General features: G+C 39.5%; 13 protein-coding genes. 2 read left to right on the top strand and 11 right to left on the bottom strand.

Annotated features, from left to right (window positions below):
• Positions 1–551: 551 nt before the first annotated feature.
• On the bottom strand, positions 552–1,010 hold the full coding sequence (locus tag VF06_RS08945; RefSeq protein WP_099070687.1) for an MgtC/SapB family protein: 459 nt from the start codon (positions 1,008–1,010) through the stop codon (positions 552–554).
• A 337-nt stretch (positions 1,011–1,347) separates the two neighbouring features.
• Between VF06_RS08945 and VF06_RS08940 the strand changes: the two genes are divergently transcribed.
• Together VF06_RS08940 and VF06_RS08935 are read left to right on the top strand one after the other, a co-directional pair.
• Positions 1,348–3,720 carry a putative PEP-binding protein gene (locus VF06_RS08940; RefSeq protein WP_099070688.1) on the top strand — a complete coding sequence of 791 codons (2,373 nt, stop codon included), beginning with the start codon at positions 1,348–1,350 and terminating at the stop codon, positions 3,718–3,720.
• Between the two features lie 477 nt (positions 3,721–4,197).
• Positions 4,198–6,399, top strand: a complete 2,202-nt coding sequence (locus VF06_RS08935) for an EAL domain-containing protein (protein WP_099070689.1) — start codon at positions 4,198–4,200, stop codon at positions 6,397–6,399.
• 124 nt (positions 6,400–6,523) lie between these two features.
• On the opposite strand, the gene VF06_RS08930 is transcribed toward VF06_RS08935, so the two are convergent.
• From VF06_RS08930 to VF06_RS08890, 10 genes are all read right to left on the bottom strand, one after another.
• Positions 6,524–7,183, bottom strand: coding sequence for a DUF1361 domain-containing protein (locus VF06_RS08930; protein ID WP_099070690.1), 660 nt, complete (start codon positions 7,181–7,183; stop codon positions 6,524–6,526).
• Positions 7,184–7,753: 570 nt separating this feature from the next.
• Positions 7,754–9,109 carry a hypothetical protein gene (locus tag VF06_RS08925; protein WP_244918007.1) on the bottom strand — a complete coding sequence of 452 codons (1,356 nt, stop codon included), beginning with the start codon at positions 9,107–9,109 and terminating at the stop codon, positions 7,754–7,756.
• 139 nt (positions 9,110–9,248) lie between these two features.
• Entirely contained in the window at positions 9,249–11,123 is a 1,875-nt protein-coding gene (locus VF06_RS08920) for an iron uptake porin (RefSeq protein WP_244918006.1), read from the bottom strand.
• A 132-nt stretch (positions 11,124–11,255) separates the two neighbouring features.
• The gene (locus VF06_RS39060) at positions 11,256–11,435 is read right to left on the bottom strand and encodes a hypothetical protein (RefSeq protein WP_143861632.1); all 180 of its coding nucleotides are present in this window, start codon (positions 11,433–11,435) and stop codon (positions 11,256–11,258) included.
• 15 nt (positions 11,436–11,450) lie between these two features.
• On the bottom strand, positions 11,451–12,506 hold the full coding sequence (locus tag VF06_RS08915; protein WP_180267529.1) for an aminotransferase class V-fold PLP-dependent enzyme: 1,056 nt from the start codon (positions 12,504–12,506) through the stop codon (positions 11,451–11,453).
• A 376-nt stretch (positions 12,507–12,882) separates the two neighbouring features.
• Positions 12,883–13,788, bottom strand: coding sequence for a chlorinating enzyme (locus VF06_RS08910; protein WP_099070693.1), 906 nt, complete (start codon positions 13,786–13,788; stop codon positions 12,883–12,885).
• Positions 13,789–13,825: 37 nt separating this feature from the next.
• Positions 13,826–15,664, bottom strand: a complete 1,839-nt coding sequence (locus VF06_RS08905) for a non-ribosomal peptide synthetase (RefSeq protein WP_099070694.1) — start codon at positions 15,662–15,664, stop codon at positions 13,826–13,828.
• A 28-nt stretch (positions 15,665–15,692) separates the two neighbouring features.
• Positions 15,693–16,451 (bottom strand): thioesterase II family protein, encoded by a 759-nt coding sequence (locus VF06_RS08900; protein WP_099070695.1) that lies wholly within the window; start codon positions 16,449–16,451, stop codon positions 15,693–15,695.
• 112 nt (positions 16,452–16,563) lie between these two features.
• The gene (locus VF06_RS08895) at positions 16,564–17,604 is read right to left on the bottom strand and encodes a M29 family metallopeptidase (RefSeq protein WP_099070696.1); all 1,041 of its coding nucleotides are present in this window, start codon (positions 17,602–17,604) and stop codon (positions 16,564–16,566) included.
• 171 nt (positions 17,605–17,775) lie between these two features.
• The gene (locus VF06_RS08890) at positions 17,776–18,939 is read right to left on the bottom strand and encodes a hypothetical protein (protein ID WP_143861631.1); all 1,164 of its coding nucleotides are present in this window, start codon (positions 18,937–18,939) and stop codon (positions 17,776–17,778) included.
• Positions 18,940–20,820: the final 1,881 nt, after the last annotated feature.

The raw sequence follows: 20,820 nt of genomic DNA, 5'->3' as shown, positions 1-20,820 counted from the left end.
TTGTTTTGAAGTATGATATTCGGTTACCTCACACTTGTTTCTCTTCAAATTCCGAAATAGTCAGCAAGAGTGACATTCTTTGCTAGCAAGGTGAGGAATGCACTATACAGCTTATTGTCTAAATTTGAGTAAAACCTCAGCAAATACACTGTGTTAGTGGGATTTTTGGGTGAATGAAAAGTTTCTATTGGCGATCGCATATACACCCATGCGAACTTTACACTGGCTTCATCCAAGTTCCAATGCAAGTATAGGAATCATAGTTGATGGTTTTTCAAATGCTAATTTTGTTCATCACGGTTTAATTTTATACTTCTTATTTATTTTTTACGTAATCACTGACTATGACACTTTCCGGTGCAGAATGTGGGTTTAAGGATTTCAAAATTTGAAATGTAAGGATTTTAGGCGTTGCATAATTGCAGGATGATTTGAGAATTTGCATCAAGACATAATCTCCGCGTCCCCGTGTCACCGCGTCTCCCTGTCCCCGCATCCCCGCATCCCCGCATCTCCGCGTTAGCCTAACTCATCCCATTATTCAGCAAGCTTTAATTATGTTTCTCCAACACTTTAAAAACTTTGAGAATTAAAAAAGTCAGGATACCACCGATTAATCCCAACTGCCATAAACCACAGCCAGCAGCAATTCCCAAACCAGCTGAAACCCAAATAGCCGCTGCTGAAGTGAGTCCTTTGATTTCCAATTGCTGTGATGGCTGGGAAGATTGCCCCACAATTTCTCCAGCACCGAGAAATCCCACGCCAGTTGCAATTCCTTGAATCACACGGCTGAGTGCATCAGGACTAGTCTGTAACTGACCTGTTTGCAGAGGTATGATGGTGAATAAAGCTGAACCTAAACTTACCAGCATGTGAGTTCTTAAACCAGCTGGTTTGCGCCTAATTTCCCGTTCCCAACCGATAATTCCTCCAATCAGCAATGCTATGCATAGTCGGAAACTGATATTTAACCAATCATTAGTTGCAAGATAGTAAGTGTTTGGCAAGGTTGGTTCTGGTATGGATAACTATATTTACTACGATAATTGGTAATATATCTTTTAAGAAACATGGGGAGTGGAGACTAGGGAGTAACGAGTGGGGAAAAAAGCAAGTGTTTCTTTCATTTGTAGCGGGTGCTGTGCAACCCACCAGCTGCTTTTAAAAAGTATGCACAATTCTGAATACGATGGGTTAGGATTCAATAATTATACAGTTTTAGACTTTTTGAAGGATTTTTTCTAAAAAAATATTGTTTTAACCAATAAATGTAGGTTTGCATTTTTCAATCAGGAATGGCTGTACTGTGGCTACGAATAGATAACTGACAACTAATCAAATTGAGTGGAAAAACTCTACTGGCTAGACCAAATTAAACTACAAGACCGCGCCAAAGTAGGTGACAAAGCGTTTCACTTAAGCAGAATTATCCAACGTGGCTATCCGGTGGTACCTGGTTTTGTGGTTTCGGCAGAAGCTTTGCGGCAATTTCTAGAAAATCTCAACAGTTCAGAATCATTAATTGCTGATTTACCTTATTCTTCGTTACACCTAGATGTCAGTAATTGGCGTCAACTTCAGCAGGTGGCTGGACGTTTGCGCGAGGAAATTTTGAGTGCAAGTGTATCACAAGAGTGGGTGAATAAAATTTTCACAGCAGCAAGAGAATGGCAAACAAGTTGTTTGATTTTTCGACCGAGTTTGTCAATAGCCGATAGTATTCAGCCTATGGAAAATGTATCCGGCTTACTTGAGTCAGTATTTTGCCATTGCCAACAAGACGCCATTGCTACAGCATTAAAAGGTATTTGGAGTCAAATATTTCGTGCCAGAAGTTTATTGTATTGGCGGCACACAGGAATTAACCTACAACAAATTAATCTGGCAGTTTTAGTACAACCTGTGGAAAATGCCATCGCCAGTGGCTTGCTTAAAGCCAATTCCTCTGGGTGGGAAATTGAAGCTACTTGGGGATTAGGAATTGCCATTGCTCAAGGCGAAGTGTTGCCAGATGTCTATTACATCCAAAATGAAACTGGGATTATTTTAGAGCAACAGCTCGGCAATAAAATGCTGGCTTACGATGTTAATCATCCTTCCCATAAAATTTTTTCCCAACCTTTAGCAGATTCAGCCTTCACACCAGAGGAAAATTGTCTGGTAACCTACGTACTTCAAGAAGCCCAACAAAAACAGTACGCTTTACAACCAGAATATTTACAACAAATAATCGGGTTAGCAACTCAATTAGTTGCAGAACTAGGTAAAACTTTTACTCTCAAATGGACGATCGCCAGCCAAGCTACATATAGTAAGCTGTATTTAACACAAGTTACTAGTCCCCAATCCATCATCCCCCACGTATACTTCATCAGAGGACTAGCAGCCGCAGGCGGACGTACTGTAGCCAATGCTTTAGTCACCATCAACTCTCAGCAAAAACCCGAACAAATCCCCAAAGGTGTAATTTTAGTAGTCCCAAAAATTACACCTGACTGGTTGCCATTATTACAACATGTTGTTGGTATTATTACAGAACAAGGTGGATTAACTAGTCATGCGGCAATTCTAGCCAGAGAATTAGGAATTGCAGCAGTAGTAAATGCAACATCAGCCACAAGCTTAATTCAAACTGGGGAAAGACTTTTGCTTGATGGCGACAGAGGAGAAATTTATCGGATCGAAGGAGAAGTCAGAGATGAGAGAGATCGGGAAGATGGGGGAGATAAGGGGGAGCGAGGAGTAAATACCCCCTCATCTCCCACCCTGCGGGAAACTAAAGCTACATCCCCCTCATCCCCCTTTGCTCTACCTATGATTGCTACCAAACTGCTGGTTAACTTGAGTCAGTCTAGCTTGATTGAGCAAGTAAAAAGCTTGCCCACTGACGGGGTAGGATTGCTACGCTCAGAATTGATGATATTAAATATATTAGACGGACAACATCCTCAGAGTTGGATTTTAGGCGGACGGCAAGCACAATTGCTAGAGCGTTGGTCTGAGGAGATTATGGAGTTTGCTCGTGCCTTTGCACCAAGACCAGTTTTTTATCGTTCTTTAGATTGGCGATCGCCAGATTTACCATCATTGAGTAATAGTTTACAATCTTCTGAACAATCGATGTTAGGGGAACGCGGCACCTTTAGCTATCTGCAAAATTCCAGTGTGTTTGAGTTGGAACTCAAAGCTTTAGCCAGCGTACAGCAATCTGGTTATAACAACATTCATTTGCTGCTACCTTTTGTTCGGACTGTGGAAGAATTTGTTTTTTGTCGCCGCAAAGTCGAGGAAGCTCTTTTAACACAGGTAACAGAATTTGAATTGTGGATGATGGCAGAAGTGCCAAGCGTGCTGTTTTTATTACCAGAATATGTCAAAGCTGGCGTAGCAGGAATTTCCATTGGTACAAATGACTTGACCCAACTATTGTTGGGAGTAGACCGAGAACAAGGACAGTTAGCAAAAGTATTTAACGAACGTCATCCAGCAGTTATGAGTGCGATCGCTCAATTAATTGATATGGCTAAAACTGCTGGCATACCTTGTTCAATCTGCGGTCAAGCACCAGTCCTTTATCCAGAAATTATCGATCGCTTAGTAGAATGGGGCATAACTTCCATTTCTGTGGAACCCGAAGCCATCGAGCGCACGTATCAGGCCATCGGGCGTGCTGAACAACGCCTGATATTAGCAGCAGCACGACGTAAATTAAAATAGAAACATCTCGATGAAAATACTCAAAACTATCGAGACAGTTTTCTTGTTTATATAGCAGTCCTAAATCATTTGTGAAATCTTGCTATTGTTCACCGTTGAGTGTTAACAGTCAACAATCAACCACTACTACTGAAATTTCTCACAACTCAAATAGAATTGCTATATCTATACCAACTTTGATATTTGCCTTAATTTTATTTCATCAAGATATTCTCATCAGATAATTTTGATAGTCTCTGATATTATCTTTAACAAAATAAGTTAGTAAATTTTAAAATTTTCATCTAATTAACATAAATCAATCATCTTGCTATCACTATTTGGTGGATAATTCGTGTTAATCCAAGTTGATTACGCCAATCGCAAATTAACTTTTTAATTCTCATCAAATCTTCATCTACTTCAACTGTAGTTCATTTTTTATCAGAAGTTTGAGGGGAATACTAAAATCATTCGGGTTGAGCAAGGTAGTTAGCAATGAACCAAAAATGTCCTCTCTCCAAGACTTGTACTTGTCATAATATTGTGCGCTGCGAGACTGGGGAAGCAGGCAGGTTCTTTCTTTGGTTCCCCGTTTCACATACTTTAACAAAAGTCACCTCATACTTGAAAAACTTCAGTATTAAGTATGAACTGATGCACCAGCGTCCAGGTCTAAGTTTGAACTGTAAAGCCGGACAAGCTCAAGAAATTGCCCGTAACTTGTCTCAACTCCTTGCACCCAGAGAATTAAGAGAAACCCAAGTTCTTTTCATTCAAGGTGCTATCCAACCCCAACTACAAGATTTTAGTGATATCGCCTCATTGCAACGGTTTATTAAGTTCAGTCAGTCCGAGTGGTTAGTGGAAATGTTAGCGAAGGAACGATTCACCACTCACTTTCAACCGATTGTCTCAATTCAAGATACATCCCAGATTTATGGATATGAATCGCTGTTGCGAGGGATGGATGAAGAAGGCAATTTAGTACCACCAGAATCAATCTTTGAGTTAGCAAGCGAAGCCGGACTGCTACCACAACTCGACCGAGTTGCTCGCCTCAACACCATTGAGGAATTTAGCCATCATCAAGTGAGTGGGTGCATTTTCATTAATTTTGCACCAACGGCACTTTACGACCCTGTTTATTGCCTACGCAGTACAGTAGAAGCAATAGATCGAGCAGGTATTAACCATCAAAGAGTTGTCTTTGAAGTCGTGGAGTCAGACAATCCTCAAGATTTAGCCCACCTCAAAGCCGTGCTTCAATACTACCGGGATAGTGGGTTTTTAGTCGCCCTTGATGACCTTGGTTCTGGTTATTCCAGCTTGAACTTGCTGCATCAATTACGTCCAGATTTTATCAAATTAGACATGCAGTTAATTCGAGATGTACATCAAGACTTGTATAAAGCCTCAATCACTGAAAAACTTCTAGAAATTACTCAAAAGTTAAACATCCAAACCGTCGCCGAAGGAATTGAGTGCATTGAAGAACTGAACTGGCTGCGAGAACGAGGTGCAACCTTTGGTCAAGGTTATTTGATTGCCAAACCTAATGCCGTGCCTGCCACTACAACTCCTCATTTTGATGCCTTAACCTTGAGTGTAGCATCGACATCTCATCAGCAAATCGAGCAGCGCGTCCAACACCAAACCGAGTTCGAGCGAATTGTCGCAGCTGTTACCCAGCGCATTCGGCAATCGCTGGAGTTAGATGAAATTTTGCAAACCACAGCAGATGAAGTCAGACAACTGTTTGAGGTAGACCGAGTAGTAATTTATCAGTTTAATCACGATTGGAGTGGCTTAGTTGCTGTAGAGTCCTTAGCACAAGGGTGTATGTCCATTCTGGGATTTCATGTGATGGATACATGCTTTCAATCCACAGGTGCAATTTACTACCAACAAGGTAATACTAGAGCCACGGAAGATATTGAAAATGCTGGACTATCACCGTGTCATGTTCAACTATTGCGGAGCTTGGAAATTCGGGCAAATCTTGTAGTGCCTATTTTACAGCAAAAGCGTTTGTGGGGATTGTTAATTGCTCATCAATGCTCCAGTACTAGACTGTGGCAGCAATCAGAGATTAACTTGTTTAATCAGTTGGCAAGTCAAGCCGCGATCGCCATTCAGCAATCAGAACTTTACCACCAATTACAGCAAGCAAACCAAGAATTGCAGCGCCTTGCTTCTTCCGATGGTTTGACACAAGTGGCAAATCGCCGCTGTTTTGATGACACCTTCAATGCACAGTGGCAAAGATTAGCACGAGAGCAAGACTCACTATCTTTGATTTTGTGTGATGTCGATTACTTTAAACTTTATAACGATACTCACGGACATCTGGCAGGAGATGATGCCCTCAGAAACGTTGCCAAAACAATCTCTCGGACAGTGAAACATGCTGCTGATTTAGTTGCTCGGTATGGCGGAGAAGAATTTGCCGTAATTTTACCAAATACTGATGCCGAAGAGGCGATCGCAGTTGCTCAAGAAATCCAAACTAATATCAGTGCATTACAATTGCCTCATCCGAGTTCTGAAGTCAGTGAATTCATTACCCTCAGCCTTGGTGTGGCAACAATCATTCCTCATAATCAATCATCTCCCGAAACCTTAATTGCTGCTGCTGACCAAGGACTCTATCAGGCAAAAGCACAAGGTAGAAATTGTGTGGTCAAAATAGACTGTTGAGAAATTAATAATGTGTGAATTTTCAATTCCCTGAAGGGATTGACTGTTAACCGTTGACAGTCAACAATCAACAGTCAACAGTTAACACTGGTTTAAAAAACACCAGGTAGGTGTGGTTACATAATTAAGTGTTGGGAGTATTGGAATTTACCGCTTGTGTTTTAATAGCATATCCATTTTTTGGTTGCAGTACAAAACCTAAAGTTACTCGTTTCATAATCCAGTACAGTCCCACAAGGATTACAAAAGTGATGGCAATAATTACCAGTGGTTGTTTTCCAAGAATTTCCTCAACACCTTTGGTTAATAGTGCATCAGGTTGAGTGATAAAATCCCAACTATTGAAACGTAAAAAACGCCCCCAATAAATACCAACTGCACACAGAGCATGGGTAATCAATTCCAGCCGCCAAATCCATTCACTTTTGCCGATGCGATGCAAGTAGTATCCCCAATTAATTAACGATATTACATAAGCTTGAAACCCACCTAAAATTACTAACAAATACACAGGAATTAGTACTAAAGTAATCATCCACACTGATTGGATCGTGCGGATATCATCTATCAAGTGAATTACATCTGTCAACAAATATGGTGCATTAGGTAAAAATGCATAGAAGACTAAGAATCCTAGCCACCAAAGCCAAGTGCGGCCACGCTTAATACGAAATAGCCATACACTCAAAGCTAAAGGTATAAAAGCCAGAAATAAATTCCAAGTCATCCAACTCATATTAATTCGTAAGACCTGTACCACTCTGGCTATCAATTCTTCTTTCATAGGTGTTAACTCAGAAGATGTTTAATTGTTCTAAATTTACTTTGTAGTGTTAATGTGATTGAAAAAGGGAATTGGGTATTGGGAATGGGAAAATAGTACTTTTAATATTATTACCTAGTCTCTAGTCCTCAGTCCTGAATTCCTTTTAGTCAATCGGTTGAAGTCACTAGTATAGCCAGAAAATCATTAGGGCAAAATCTACCACAAAAAGGAAGCCTAGTAGTTCGCTTTCGTGACTTAGTGGGGGAAAGGGGAAAGGGGAAAGGGGAAAGGTTTTAAATCCCTTACCCTTTACCCCTTCTCCTTTCCCCAGCCCGAAACAAGCGCATTTTTGGGTTGGCAGAGTACTGGTCTGTAAAACGCGACAGAATAGCCGATGGTAGACTTTTGAATTGGAATATTACCCCATTTTAGCTATTATATTGATTTCATTCTCCTGTATTCGAGTTCCAGAAGTACCCTAAAGTTTTCATGGGGAGATGGGTAGATGGTGAAGAAATCTTCCCAATCCTTTCATACTCCCCAGCTAAAGTGAAAGTTATCTGAAGATGTGCAAATTGGTGTAAATATCTAACGTACCAGCACTCGACTGCGCGGGCCGATCGCTTGTTTGGGTAAAGTCACTTTTGTACAGCTATCAGCAGAATCTTTTGAACAAGCAGTTTGAGTTAGGTTTGCAGGATTTATCACTACTTGATTAACTGTTGGAAAATTACCGCTACTGAATTCTATGTTAGGTGCTGTAGACAGTGATGGAGAATTGGATTCAGATGTGTAAGTTGTAGCCGTCGGCGAAGCGATCGCACTACCATTATTAACTATCGGTGTCACAGTGATTGCATCGCCACTATTAACTATTGGCGTAGTTGTGATTGCATCGCCACTGTTAACTATCGGTGTCACAGTTATTGCATCGCCACTATTAACTATCGTTGGAAGAGTGGGTGTGCTACCACCGCTAACTACAGGTGCGGGAGTGGGTGTACTGCTACCACCGCTAACTACAGGTGTAGGAGTGGGTGTGCTGCTACCGCCACCGCTTGTGGGTGTAGGAGTTATAAGAGTTGCATTTGCAGGTACTTTAATTGTCAATTTCCCGATAAAAGAGTTAGTCATTTCCAAGGATGTCACCTTTGGGGAACCAGGGAGATCTGACTTGAAATCGAAGACTGTAGGAGTTGCGCCACCATTAGGATCGCTATACCTGGGCCCGTATCCACTGACTTCAAAAGTTCCCTGATACTGGTTTCCGGTTTTTGGGTCGGTAACAATACCTGTGTATAAAGCTTTTGTGAGATTAAATTCATCCTGAACAACCCCTTGAAACTTAGTTCCGGCTACTTGTCCCTGATATTTAAAACCTGTCAACTCGCCGTCAGAGAGAACAGGTGAATTCAGAACGCCATTAAAGGAGATGATGGGAATTCCTTTAAAGTCAACAAAATAATGCAAAGTACCATCATTACGTGTTTGTACTTTCACATAGTCTGACTTGTATATGGGGACGTAATTAGGATTGTTTTTAGTACCCAAGTTCCGCGAGTAAGTCCCTGTGTCGTCTGTGTCAATACGAGTAATGCTTTGATTGAAATTCGGATTATTAGTAGGGAGTTGAATTGTACCTGATAATGTCCCAGTGCTTTGAATTGTGATTTGAGCTACAGCACTTGTTCCACCTAAAGCAACGATGAGTGCGGCTAAACCACTAATCTGCCAACCCCAAAATGTTTGGTGAGGGCTGGGGAAAGGGAAAGGGGTAAAGGGTAAGGGATTTAAAATTTTTCTCCTTTGCCCTTTCCCCTTTAAAGAGCTAAGTTCACTTGGCGAACTACTACTGCTGCTAACAACCGCACAATAGAATTTTGGATTTTGGATTTGAGATTTTGGATTTTTGCAAGTGTTATGAGTTGATGAATTTACGGTCATGAAAAATTTGCTCCTTTAATCACGTATGAAAAAATACGCATGTTTTTTTTCTGCGTTCCATTAGTCAATAGAAGCATTTATTTACTGATTTTGTCAGTAATAAAAAAGCGTATTTGATTACATTTACATCAGTACAAAATTAAAACCGGAAAGTTGCTCTTAATGCTCCAACCACTAAAGCATCGTTAGCAGTGTTGTGATCGGGATTGAAAATAACAAATAAGCCTGGAGTTAGAGCAATATTGTCACTTAGTTGGGCGCGGTAAAAAAGTTCTAGATGAATTGATGTGTCAGTGCGTCCCCCTGCTGTCCCGCCATCAGAAAAGTTGGGAAGGTTAAATCCGTCAGGTAAAGTACTAGAGGTAATTTTCGGTGGTTGTCCCACTAAAACACCTCCTAAATTCCCACGACGCAGCAAATTAGGAAAAGCCGCGAACACCATCCAATTGGTGGTTTCTACGCTTCCAGAAAGATTGGATGGTTTAGAAGAAGTGAAGCCACCCCAACCACCTACCTGTAAGTTAGGGTTAATTCGCCAAGCAACGGTAGCGCCAACTGCGTGGGTATTGAAAGCTGTAGCATCAGCAAAAGGAGAAATCAGTTGAGAATCCCCGATACCAGTTCCCAATAGTCCATCTGGGGAGTGGGAATAAAGATAATGTATGCCGATATCAAGATTATTAGTAGGTGCTAAACTTAACTGAGCGCCAGTAGTAAATCTACCACCAAATAATCCACCTTGGTTGATGTTGCCAGGAAAACTGGGAATTTCTGCACTGTAAACACCTTGCAAACTAATGCGATCGCTAATTTGCCAGTCAAAACCTATACCACCAGTACCGTTACCAATGCCTAAAATTGGGTTACGTTGACCAAATAGAGAAATTGCACCATCACTAGAACCTTCTAATGGGCTAATACCGCGAAAAGTGTTGATGGGGTTGACTCCCGCCGTACCGACGACAATTCCCAAATTATCCGCAGCGAGAAATCTATAAGATAAATCACTAATCACCAGATTGTTGTCTGTGTTGGACTCGAAACCCAACCGCCCCATATTTGTAGATAACAACGATGCATTAGAACCCAAATTTCCCGCAGACAGACCTGTTAACAGCAAATCTCGCCCGGTAAATGAAGTTGCTAAGGTTAGTTGGGCGCTACTTGTGAAAGTCAGATTAGTTTTTCCTTGGCGTTCGGGTATTCCATCTCTGGGAAACAAATCTGCATCGGTGGTATTGCTTCCCTGAACGCTAAAAACGGCTTGACCAAATAATCTGGTAGTTGTGGAAAACTGATTAGCTTGTAATTCACTAGTCCGGTTTTCTAGAACTTCGACACGCTGCTGTAATTGTTGCAACTCTGCTTTGAATTCGTCTTGTAACCTTTGCAGCAGGATTAAATCTTCATCATTAACAGTGTTAAGTTTATTGTTAGTGATTGCTTCGTTAATCTTCTCTAAACAAGCATTTAAACCAGCCGCAAATTCATAACGAGTAATACTACGATTTCCCAAATAAGTACCGTCAGCATATCCCGCAATGCAGCCATACCGTTCTACCAAAGACTGCAAAGCACCAAAAGCCCAATCAGCAGGTTGCACATCCTCAAGCTGTGATACCGAGTTAACTTGAGACATTGGGTCGTCTGAGTCTGCGGTCTGGGGAGATTGGGAGATTGGGAGATGGGGGGATGGGGGGATGGGGGGATGGGAATAATTTTTGTCAGCTTCGTCTGGTAGAGGTTGGGTATTTTTTGATTCAGGCGAGTTAGAAGAACTGATAAATTGAATTTTTTCTCTACTTTTTTTAAGTATATTTTCGTACTTAGCTTTGGCAACTATTGAAGTACTTATATCTGGCTGTACAAATTCAGGCGGTGTAATTTCAACAGGCGGAACTACTTCAGATAAATTTTTTTGTGTTGACTCCTGCACCTGATTATCTGGCTCAATTACTGGCTGCTCTGGCAAATTGAGCGCAGATAATGGCGCTGTTACTAGCACACTCGCCATCAGTAGACTCATATCACTCCTGGTATTTCATTTGACTTACACCAACATTCCTTTTGACAGTCAAAGTTGGCGTGTATCAGGAATATTCCTAAAAAAAGAGTGATAAAAGTTACTGGACTTTGGAAATTCTAACTATTGCAAGATAACGATCGCCCTTTGGCATTTGTGTTTTGTGCGATCGGTACTATAGCGATTTTCTGTTATGTGAGGTACGGATAATATTTTGAAACGCATACCGCCAAAGGCGTAACCCGCAGGGTAGGGACGCAAAGTAAGGCAGAGAGGTACGCAGGGATTTAAATCATAAGTCATGAGCCAGACATGATATTAATTACGAAACTGACGCAATGCATCCACAAAAGCATTCATGTCATCTTCGTCATTATAAATGTTTGGCGCAAGTCGTATTGACTGACCGCGTATAGAAACTAAAATTTTATTTTTAATTAAAAGACTCCGCAACTTTTCCAAATCTATATTATCTGGCAAACTAATACCAACTAGATGAGCTGCTCTACTATCTTCTTCAGCTACTAAAAATCCGAGTTCGCCGATTTTGTTAATAAATTTGTGATTGACTAAGTTGCGGCAATAAGTTTGAATATTGTCAATACCCCACTCGACTAATTGTTCAAGCGCTCTGACGATCATCGGTAACAAAATAAAGTTGCTCATTTCACCGACATCGTAGCGAATTGCTTTAGGACGATATTCATCTCTGTAGATAACTAGATCCTGAAAGCTATCACTATCATAGGGATAACGATTGAGCCAATTTTCTTCTAGTGGAATTCCATTTAAATAGCGAGAACCAAAGTAACCAAGGCAATTTCCATAGGGGCCCATCAGCCACTTGTAGGCTGGACAGAAAAGGGCATCTGGTTGAATTTCTGATACATTGAACGGCAATGCTCCTACAGATTGGGCACCGTCTATAATTAGAGCTGCTCCACACTCACGAGCACGTTGACCAATTTCTTTAAGATTAAAAAGTGTTCCATTTGTCCAATGGACATGTCCCAGTGTTACAAGAGCAGTATCTCCATCGATAGCTTCTAAAATTTTTTCATTCCATTGATGACCACAATTATTGAGTTGATTGTCAGGTTCAACTATCTTTAATGTTAAATCGTGTTCCTGACATACTCTCAGCCAAGTGTAAACATTAGAGGGAAATTCCTCAGATGTGACAACAATGTTTTGACCCCGTTGGAAATTTGTATTTTTTGCGATAATTGCCATTCCATAGGAAAGTGAAGGAACGATCGCTATTTGATATGGATCTTGAGCAAAAATCATTTGAGCGAAAAGCTGACGGATTTTTTCGCTATCCTCATAAAAGTCGCTTCTTTTGAGAGCAGTAGGAATTCTTTTTCTTTGCATACCTACTATCCCTGCTGCTTCCACACTTTTTGATAGTGGGGACATATAGGCACAATTAAGATAGCGAACATCATCCAATTGAAATAGTGACTTCTTGCACAGACTTGAAATTTCTTGGATAGAATGCATATTTTTTATAGTTCACTTAAAAACAGTAATTATTTTTTGATGAAAATTCACTAATTGAATCTATAAAATAACGTGAATTCGATGAAACTCTCCCTGCCTTGAAGGAAGTTTTTTTCACCAAATCAAATATGAGTATCATATCCGGTTGAAAAGTTATCATTTAACGGCAGGGGGAAAAAGAGTTTGAGCTTTATTTACTTTTATTTACACAGTTTGGTTTTATGACACCAACTTACTTATCTTGTGATTATGGTAGGGGAACAAATGATTCACCAAGAGCATTTTCTGTCTTGATATTGTTGTGTTTGTACTTGTCTTCTCCTGCAACCAAAACACAACCTGTTTTCTCAGTGCTTAAAGTTTCGCCAAATTCGGTAAAGGTGGTGATATTTGGGTAAACTATTACATTTGTGGGAACATAGCGAATGGCGTAACCTACTCGACTTTTTCTTGCCTTATTTGGCAACGATCCATGTACGCATTTAGATGTAAATAAGACAACTTCTCCTGCTTTCATCTCGACTACAGCAGTTTCTGACTTGTCTGGTTCCCAGTTGGGATCGAGCCTTAATTCATTGTAATTGTATCCATAAAACCATCCATCCTTGTTAATGTTTTCAGGATGATGGGTTATGTCACCAAGCTCATTAAAATACCACTGTTTATGCGAACCTGGGATGAATTTAAGAGGGCCCATTTCCCTTGGAACATCAGTCATTGCAACCCAAGCTGCTAGTTCAATGGGTCTATTTTCATATCTTTCAATTGGCATTAATTCAGCTTGATTTTTCTCACCCACTCCATAGAGTTCAACTTGATGCCAACCAGTTCCTCCGTCGCCACTATTCTTTTGAAAAAATTCCGATCGCCAGCACAGAACATTTTGTCCGAGAATGCTTTGGAGTCGATGGACAATTTCCGGTTTGATAATTAGCTTGCTTAAATCTGAGACATCTAAATGTCTGTCATAATTGAGTTTACTGTTTGTGAATGGCGCACGACTGGTATCGAGAAGATCGACTCTCACTCTCTTCCAGATTTCTTTCATCTCTTCAGGTTCGTAGACTTTGAAGGGGCCGACATAGCCGTTTTCATTAAAAAAAGTTTTTTCTGCGTCTGTTAAGTAGAAAGAACTAATTTGTGTTGTCACCATATATTTAACCTCTTTTGGGGAAATATTAAATAAGTCTTCAATTTTTGCCAGCTTGTTTTTTTGTAATTACCGCAGCCAGGTCAGCAACAGTAGGGGTTTCAAACAAAGTTCGCTGGGGAATGTCCATCTCAAAAGCTTCGCATATCCGAGCGATCGCTTGAGAAGCTAATAAAGAATGTCCTCCCAATTCAAAAAAGTCATCGCAAACACCAACCTTGTCCAGATTTAAAATTTCCCCAAAAATTTCAGCTAGTAATTCTTCAATCGGGGTACGAGGAGCCACAAAGGGTTCTTCAAGTTCAGGTCGTTCTTGAGTAGGTGCGGGAAGGGCTTGACGATTCACCTTTTGATTGGGCATTAACGGTAACTCATCCAACATGACAAAAGCAGATGGAATCATATATTCCGGCAATTTTTGGCGCAAAAAGTCTTGTAGCTGATTTACATTTACAGCTTGCTTTCTCACAGGAACTACGTAAGCCACTAAGCGTTTGTCACCTGGTATATCTTCCCGACCCATAAGCACAGCTTCCCGTACTTCTGGATGTTGAGCCAAGGCTACCTCAATTTCTCCCAGTTCTATACGAAAGCCTCGGATTTTTAGCTGATGATCGCTGCGACCCAAAAATTCTAAGTTACCATCGCTTTGATAGCGAACCAAATCACCCGTTTTGTAAAGACGCGCTCCCTCTTCGTGGCTAAAAGGATTAGCAATAAACTTTTGTTCGGTGAGTTCGGGTTGATTCAAATAGCCTCTGGCTAAACCGACACCACCAATATGGAGTTCTCCAATCACTCCAATGGGCACAGGTTTTAGCTCGGAATCTAGTACATAGTATTGAAAATTGGCAATTGGGCGACCGAGTAGCGCCTTTTGCGGACAGACTTCACTACAGTCAATAAAAGATTGAAGGATAGTTGCTTCTGTGGGGCCATAGACATAAAAGAACTGCCTTCCTTTAGCCCAACGCGTGATAAAGTCCTCAGAAAACCCTTCTCCACCTGTAATTACCCTGCGTAAAGCTGGTAAGTTTTGTGAAGGAAGTCGTTTGAGGACTGAAGGTAAAAGGAAGATTGTAGTCATTTGCTGGTTACGGATGAGCGCGAGCAACTCTCGATCTGAGAGCATTGTTTCGCGATCGATTAAGTATAATGTGGCTCCGCTAACCAAGGCAGAAAAAATTTCCCATACAGAAACATCAAAGCTGAAGGTGGCAAACTGTAAAACCCTGTCACTATCGTTGATTCCGAAAGCTTTAATAGATGTCAGGATAACACTACACAACCCTTGGTGCTGAATAAGAACACCCTTCGGTTTTCCTGTGGAACCTGAGGTGTACATTGCATAAACCAGATTGTCTGAGCGTACTGAACTCAAGACTAGGGTTTTACTCTCTGTAGCAATGGCTGGCCAGTCGGTATCCAGACAGATAACTTTTGCTTGGTGTCGGGGAAGATGTTCGATTAAGCGCTGCTGAGTCAACAACACCGATGCTTGACTATCCTCTAGCATAAAAGCTAAACGTTCCTGTGGATATTCTGGATCTAGAGGGACGTAAGCACCTCCAGCCTTGAGAATACCAAGAACTCCCACGATGGTTTCTAAAGAGCGATCGACACAAATTCCTACTAAGACTTCTGGCCCCACACCCAGTTTTTGCAGGTAATTTGCTAACTGATTTGCTCTTTCATTTAACTGTTGATAAGTCAAATGTTGGTCTTTAAAGACTGTAGCCAATGCATTGGGAGTCCGCTCTACCTGTTCCTCGAACAACTGATGAATACATTTCTCTTGGGGATAATCTGCTTTGGTATCATTCCACTCAACCAATAATTGATGCCGTTCTGCTTCCGTCAGAGATTGTAATTTGGACATAATAAATTGACTCCCATCATCACATTATTTAAATAGATAAAACTGAATTTAAGTCTTGGGATATACATGACAGCAGTGCATGATGCTCGCTATGAAGAAAGAAGTGATTCCCAGGAAACATACGCAGAGTGAAAGTACTATTAGTTTGGTGACGCCAAGCAGCGAGATCATCACGATTCACCTCCATATCCTGCAAACCTCCGAACGCAGATATCGGGCACTCAAGCGGGGGTTCACTGGTGTATATATAGGTTTCATTAATAGCTAAGTCGGCTCGTAAGGTAGGCAAAAAGATTTCCATCAGCTCTGGATTTTTCAGTATTGCCTCTGGCGTACCTTGATAACGACGCAACTTTTCTATAAAAGCAGCTTCAGGTAGTTGATGAATAGGTGGTTCCTTTAAAGGAAATTGGGGAGCGCCACGAGCAGAAACAAACAGATGAACGGGGTTGGGTGCTTTTTGGTGACGCAGTTGACGGACTAATTCAAAGCTGATTATAGCTCCTGTACTGTGGCCGAAGATGGCAAAGGGTATATCTAGATAAGGAAGTAAGACAGGAGCCAGACTTTCAATTAAAGGTAATAATTCTGTAAATGGTGGCTCCTTCAGGCGCTTTTCTCTACCAGGAAGTTGTATCGAGCAAATTTCGATATCTGCTGGTAAATAATTTGACCAATGGTGAAATATGGAAGCACTACCACCAGCATAAGGAATACAAAATAGACGCAGGAAGGGAGATTGATGTTTTAATTTAGGTCGAACAATCCAAGAGTTAGTAAGCTTCACCTAGTCTTTATTAAGATATTGTAATTGACTGACAATAGTTAATCTATTTTGCGGAAAGTATTTTGATAAAAGAGGATTGTTATTGGCAATCCTCTATAATTTAGAAGCTAATTTATCGTATGCCTCCAAATATCAATTCATCATTTTCAGAAAATACTTTTATGGATGGACAGATGATGTCTAAATGATATTGGGTGTGAGGAATTAGTCCCAGCCCAAAATGGACAGTTCCATTAGTATTAGCGTAGACTTCATTCATCGCTGAATTTCCAGGAAATAGCTTTAAATGGTGATTCACTGCAAAACCAATCTCGATAATCATTCTGTATCTAGAATCTACTTGATACATGGCTTGCAAAATATCTACAGCAGGCTGGACAGATGGACTAGATGCTTCTATGTGAACGATTATGCCATCCTGCAAAGTTGCGATCGCAGCATGATCCCGCATTGTATACAAAGCCTGAAAAATTCGTTCTTGATCCTCTGGTAGAAATGAAGGCGTACCTGAATGCAGTACGGGAATCCCTTTAAATGCTAATTTTCCGTTGATATTAAGTTTGACATTGAGGTTAAGAGCAAAAACATCTACAGGTAGCACGCTGATTTCTCCTGAGGGAAATAACTGCTGTTCTCCCCATTCCAGTCGTCCTACTTGCTCGTGCCACTGTAACCTATCATCTAAATGCTCGAATACAGCAACAGTTTGATATTCTTCGTCTACAAACTTGAAGTAACCTGCGTTTTCACCCTTAGTAAAGAATTGCTCAGCAATCTCTTCTTGTTCGTAAGGATCTGTGTTTTCACCACATCTGAGGAAATGCTCAATTGCTTCCACTGATGTAGGAGTAGAATTGCAAGCCATGATACAGAGCTTTCTATGAGGGCCAAGATGTTCTGGCTCTGGTGAACGGAAATAACAATTTGGCGCAATGACAAGAATATGAGCTGGTTCAGGTATTTGCTCGTTTAGTATTTTTGAAAAATCATCTCCTGCATCATAGGAGATTAATTTGTAGTCTTTGTAGTCTTTTTCTAGAGAAATTTTTATCTTGTCTAACAAGCTAGAGTTGGTGACAACACAAAATGAAGTGTTTTTTTCTGTGTTACCAAATTGCTGCAAACGCCCTGGACGTATAGCAATCTTTGACATTAGCTAATCCTCTTAATTTACTGCACAATCATTCATGCTAAGCAAATTTAAACTTTGTCCGAGTTCAGAAGTGGACTTTTTCAAAATGAAACTCTTAACAGGGAAGAGTTTAGGATTTGGAAACAAAACCCGATTAAAAAAAACTAAGGGTTTCAAAGCAGACGCGGTTTATCATCCAATACAGGGACATTGCGCTACCCTTTGAGGCACAATTTTCCTTGTTGGCTTTTGTTTGTTTTTGTAATTACCGCTCCAATTTCCACCCAGGAGCAATTCATTATTATTACCCAGGACTTTGATATTGGGACAGATGAGATCCAAATGATATTGAGTGTAAGGTAGCATTCCAAAACCAAAATGAACGCAGCCCTTTTCGCCACCATAAACCTCATTCATTGCTGAGTTTTGAGGTAATATCTCTATATATGGATTGATAGCAAACCCAATCTCGAATATCTGTCTAAATCTGGAATCAACCATGAACATTGCTTCGAGAATTTCTAAAGCTGGTTGGACAGAGGGATGGGTTGCTTTCATTCCAACTACTATGCCATCTTTGATAGTTGCAATGACCGCATGATCCTTGAAGGTAGAAAGTTTTTCATAAATCCTTTGTTGGTCTTCTCGCAAGAAAGATGGAGGCCCTGAGTGAACTACCGGAAAACCTTTTAGAGGTATTTCTCCATTTAATTCAAATTGAAGTTCGGGAAGCTTATCTATACCTTTTAATGGTACAAGAAAACAAGCTATTTCTCCTGATGGAAAGATTTGCTGTTCTCCCCAACCTAACATACCTAATTGCTCATGCCATCCATAGTTATCGCTTAAATGATTAAATTCAGCTACTGTTCCATATTCTTCGTCAACCAGCTTTAAAATATCAGCAGTTTCACCTCGTTCAAAAAATTGGTTTGAAATCTTTTCTTGTTCTTCAGGATCTGTTTTTTCGCCACATCTTAAAAAGTGTTCAACAGCTTCTATTGAAGTTGGAGCAGAATTACAAGCAAAAATTAAAAGTTTACGATTCTGGCCTAAATCATCTGGGTGTACAGATTCAAATAAACAATCTGGTGTAATGACAAGAATATGAGCAGGTTCATTAATTTGTTCTTTTAAGATTTTTATGAAGCTATCACCTGGATCGTAACTCAGCATTTTGAAATCTTTATAGTCTGTGTCTGGCTCTATCTTAAAAACATCGAGCAGATGAGAATTAGTGACAAAGTAAAAAGTACTTTCTTCGGGGTCACCAAGTTGACGCAAAAGACTGGGATAGATAGGTATTGTCTTCATAATATCACCTGCATATTTTAAGGAATGATTACTGATGTGCAATTATGAAACTATTAAAAAATCAAAGCCTTTGTAACAAGAAAAAACAATTTTTCTAGATTGATTCCAGCATATATATAAATACAATATACCCTTTTTAGATGAAGACACATGATAAGAAAACCCACCGTCTGCGGTATTTCCGCTATGCTTTTAAAAGCCAGTGTGTTGCAGAGGTTACGTCTGTTATCACCACTGGCTGGAGGTTAGGAAGGGTAACAATAATGTTCACCTTCACAGAAAATTGGTATAAGTAAGATATGCTGGAATACTTTGCTCTAGTTAAATTATCTAGAACCTACATAGCATAGATGCTTTATTGTTTTTCTAAGCCAAATAATTAGAGTAGATTACAAGGTAGTATGCTCTTTTGTTGCACTTAGAAGAACATAATTACATCATTGTAAGCTATCTTTACTTGATTAATTAACCGAGTAAAGAGCCAGTATATTGTCCATTTTTCTTGCGGTTCTTCATGAGTTGACTCCTTTAATTTTTGTCAATGTTCACAAGTATCTAAAAACTGACTTTTGTAAAGTTAATCTGGTTGATTAACCTAGCAAAGAGCCAGTATATTGTCCATTTTTCTTGCGATTCTTCATGAGTTGACTCCTTTAATTTTTGTCAATGTTCACAAGTAAATAAAACTGACTTACGTCAAGTTAATCTGGTTGATTAACCTAGCAAAGAGCCAGTATATTGTCCATTTTTCTTGCGGTTCTTCATGAGTTGACTCCTTTAATTTTTGTCAATGTTCACAAGTAAATAAAACTGACTTTCGTCAAGTTAATCTGGTTGATTAACCTAGCAAAGAGCCAGTATATTGTCCATTTTTCTTGCGGTTCTTCATGAGTTGACTCCTTTAATTTTTGTCAATGTTCACAAGTAAATAAAACTGACTTTCGTCAAGTTAATCTAGTTGATTAACCGAGTAAAGAGCCAGTGTATTGTCCATTTTTTTTGCGGTTCTTCATGAGTTGACTCCTTTAATTTTTGTCAATGTTCACAAGTATCTAAAAACTGACTTCTGTAAAGTTAATCTAGTTGATTAACCGAGTAAAGAGCCAGTATATTGTCCATTTTTTTTGCGGTTCTTCATGAGTTGACTCCTTTAATTTTTGTCAATGTTCACAAGTAAATAAAACTGACTTTCGTCAAGTTAATCTAGTTGATTAACCGAGTAAAGAGCCAGTATATTGTCCATTTTTCTTGCGATTCTTCATGAGTTGACTCCTTTAATTTTTGTCAATGTTCACAAGTATCTAAAAACTGACTTTAATGTCTAGTTATTTTAGTCTTGCTTGAAAATTCAGAATATGTTTTTTGAATTTTAAAGTCAACTAGCAATCTCATTCATTGATAATTGATGTTTTAAGTATAAATATTGAATTAATACATTTTAAAGTAAATTAAATAACATCATTTTAATGAGTTTTTCACGTATTTTGGTTTTTTTGTCTTATTACTGAGTAGCAAATTATTTATTGTATTTAATGATGCTAAGATAAATTAACTTATTTTTTTCTTAATTTATATTTGTATTGATCTAATGAAATATTTTTTTGAAAAAGAAGTTAACATACGAATTTTTAACAAATATAACAATTACGGTTAAATAAAGTAAGTAAGGTAATGCAAATAAAGCTAATTAGCAAGAATCGTCATTTTTCATTATTTATTCTTCATTTGTAAGGGTTTCAAGTGTGTTTACATTTATTAATATAGTTTGGCTTATTCTCCCTGACTTAGGTTAGTGTGAGAGTTTTTTATAAAGAAAGTATAAATTAACATAATTATGATTAAAAGTAAGTCTCTAATGAAGAGAGGCATGATAAGCTAAACCACATCTAGTTTGCATAATCTGAAATTGTACATTTCTTGTGG

Origin of the sequence: Nostoc linckia z4 (assembly GCF_002608075.1) — a bacterium.
Classification (GTDB): domain Bacteria; phylum Cyanobacteriota; class Cyanobacteriia; order Cyanobacteriales; family Nostocaceae; genus Nostoc; species Nostoc linckia.
This window is presented reverse-complemented; position numbering and strand designations above follow the sequence as displayed.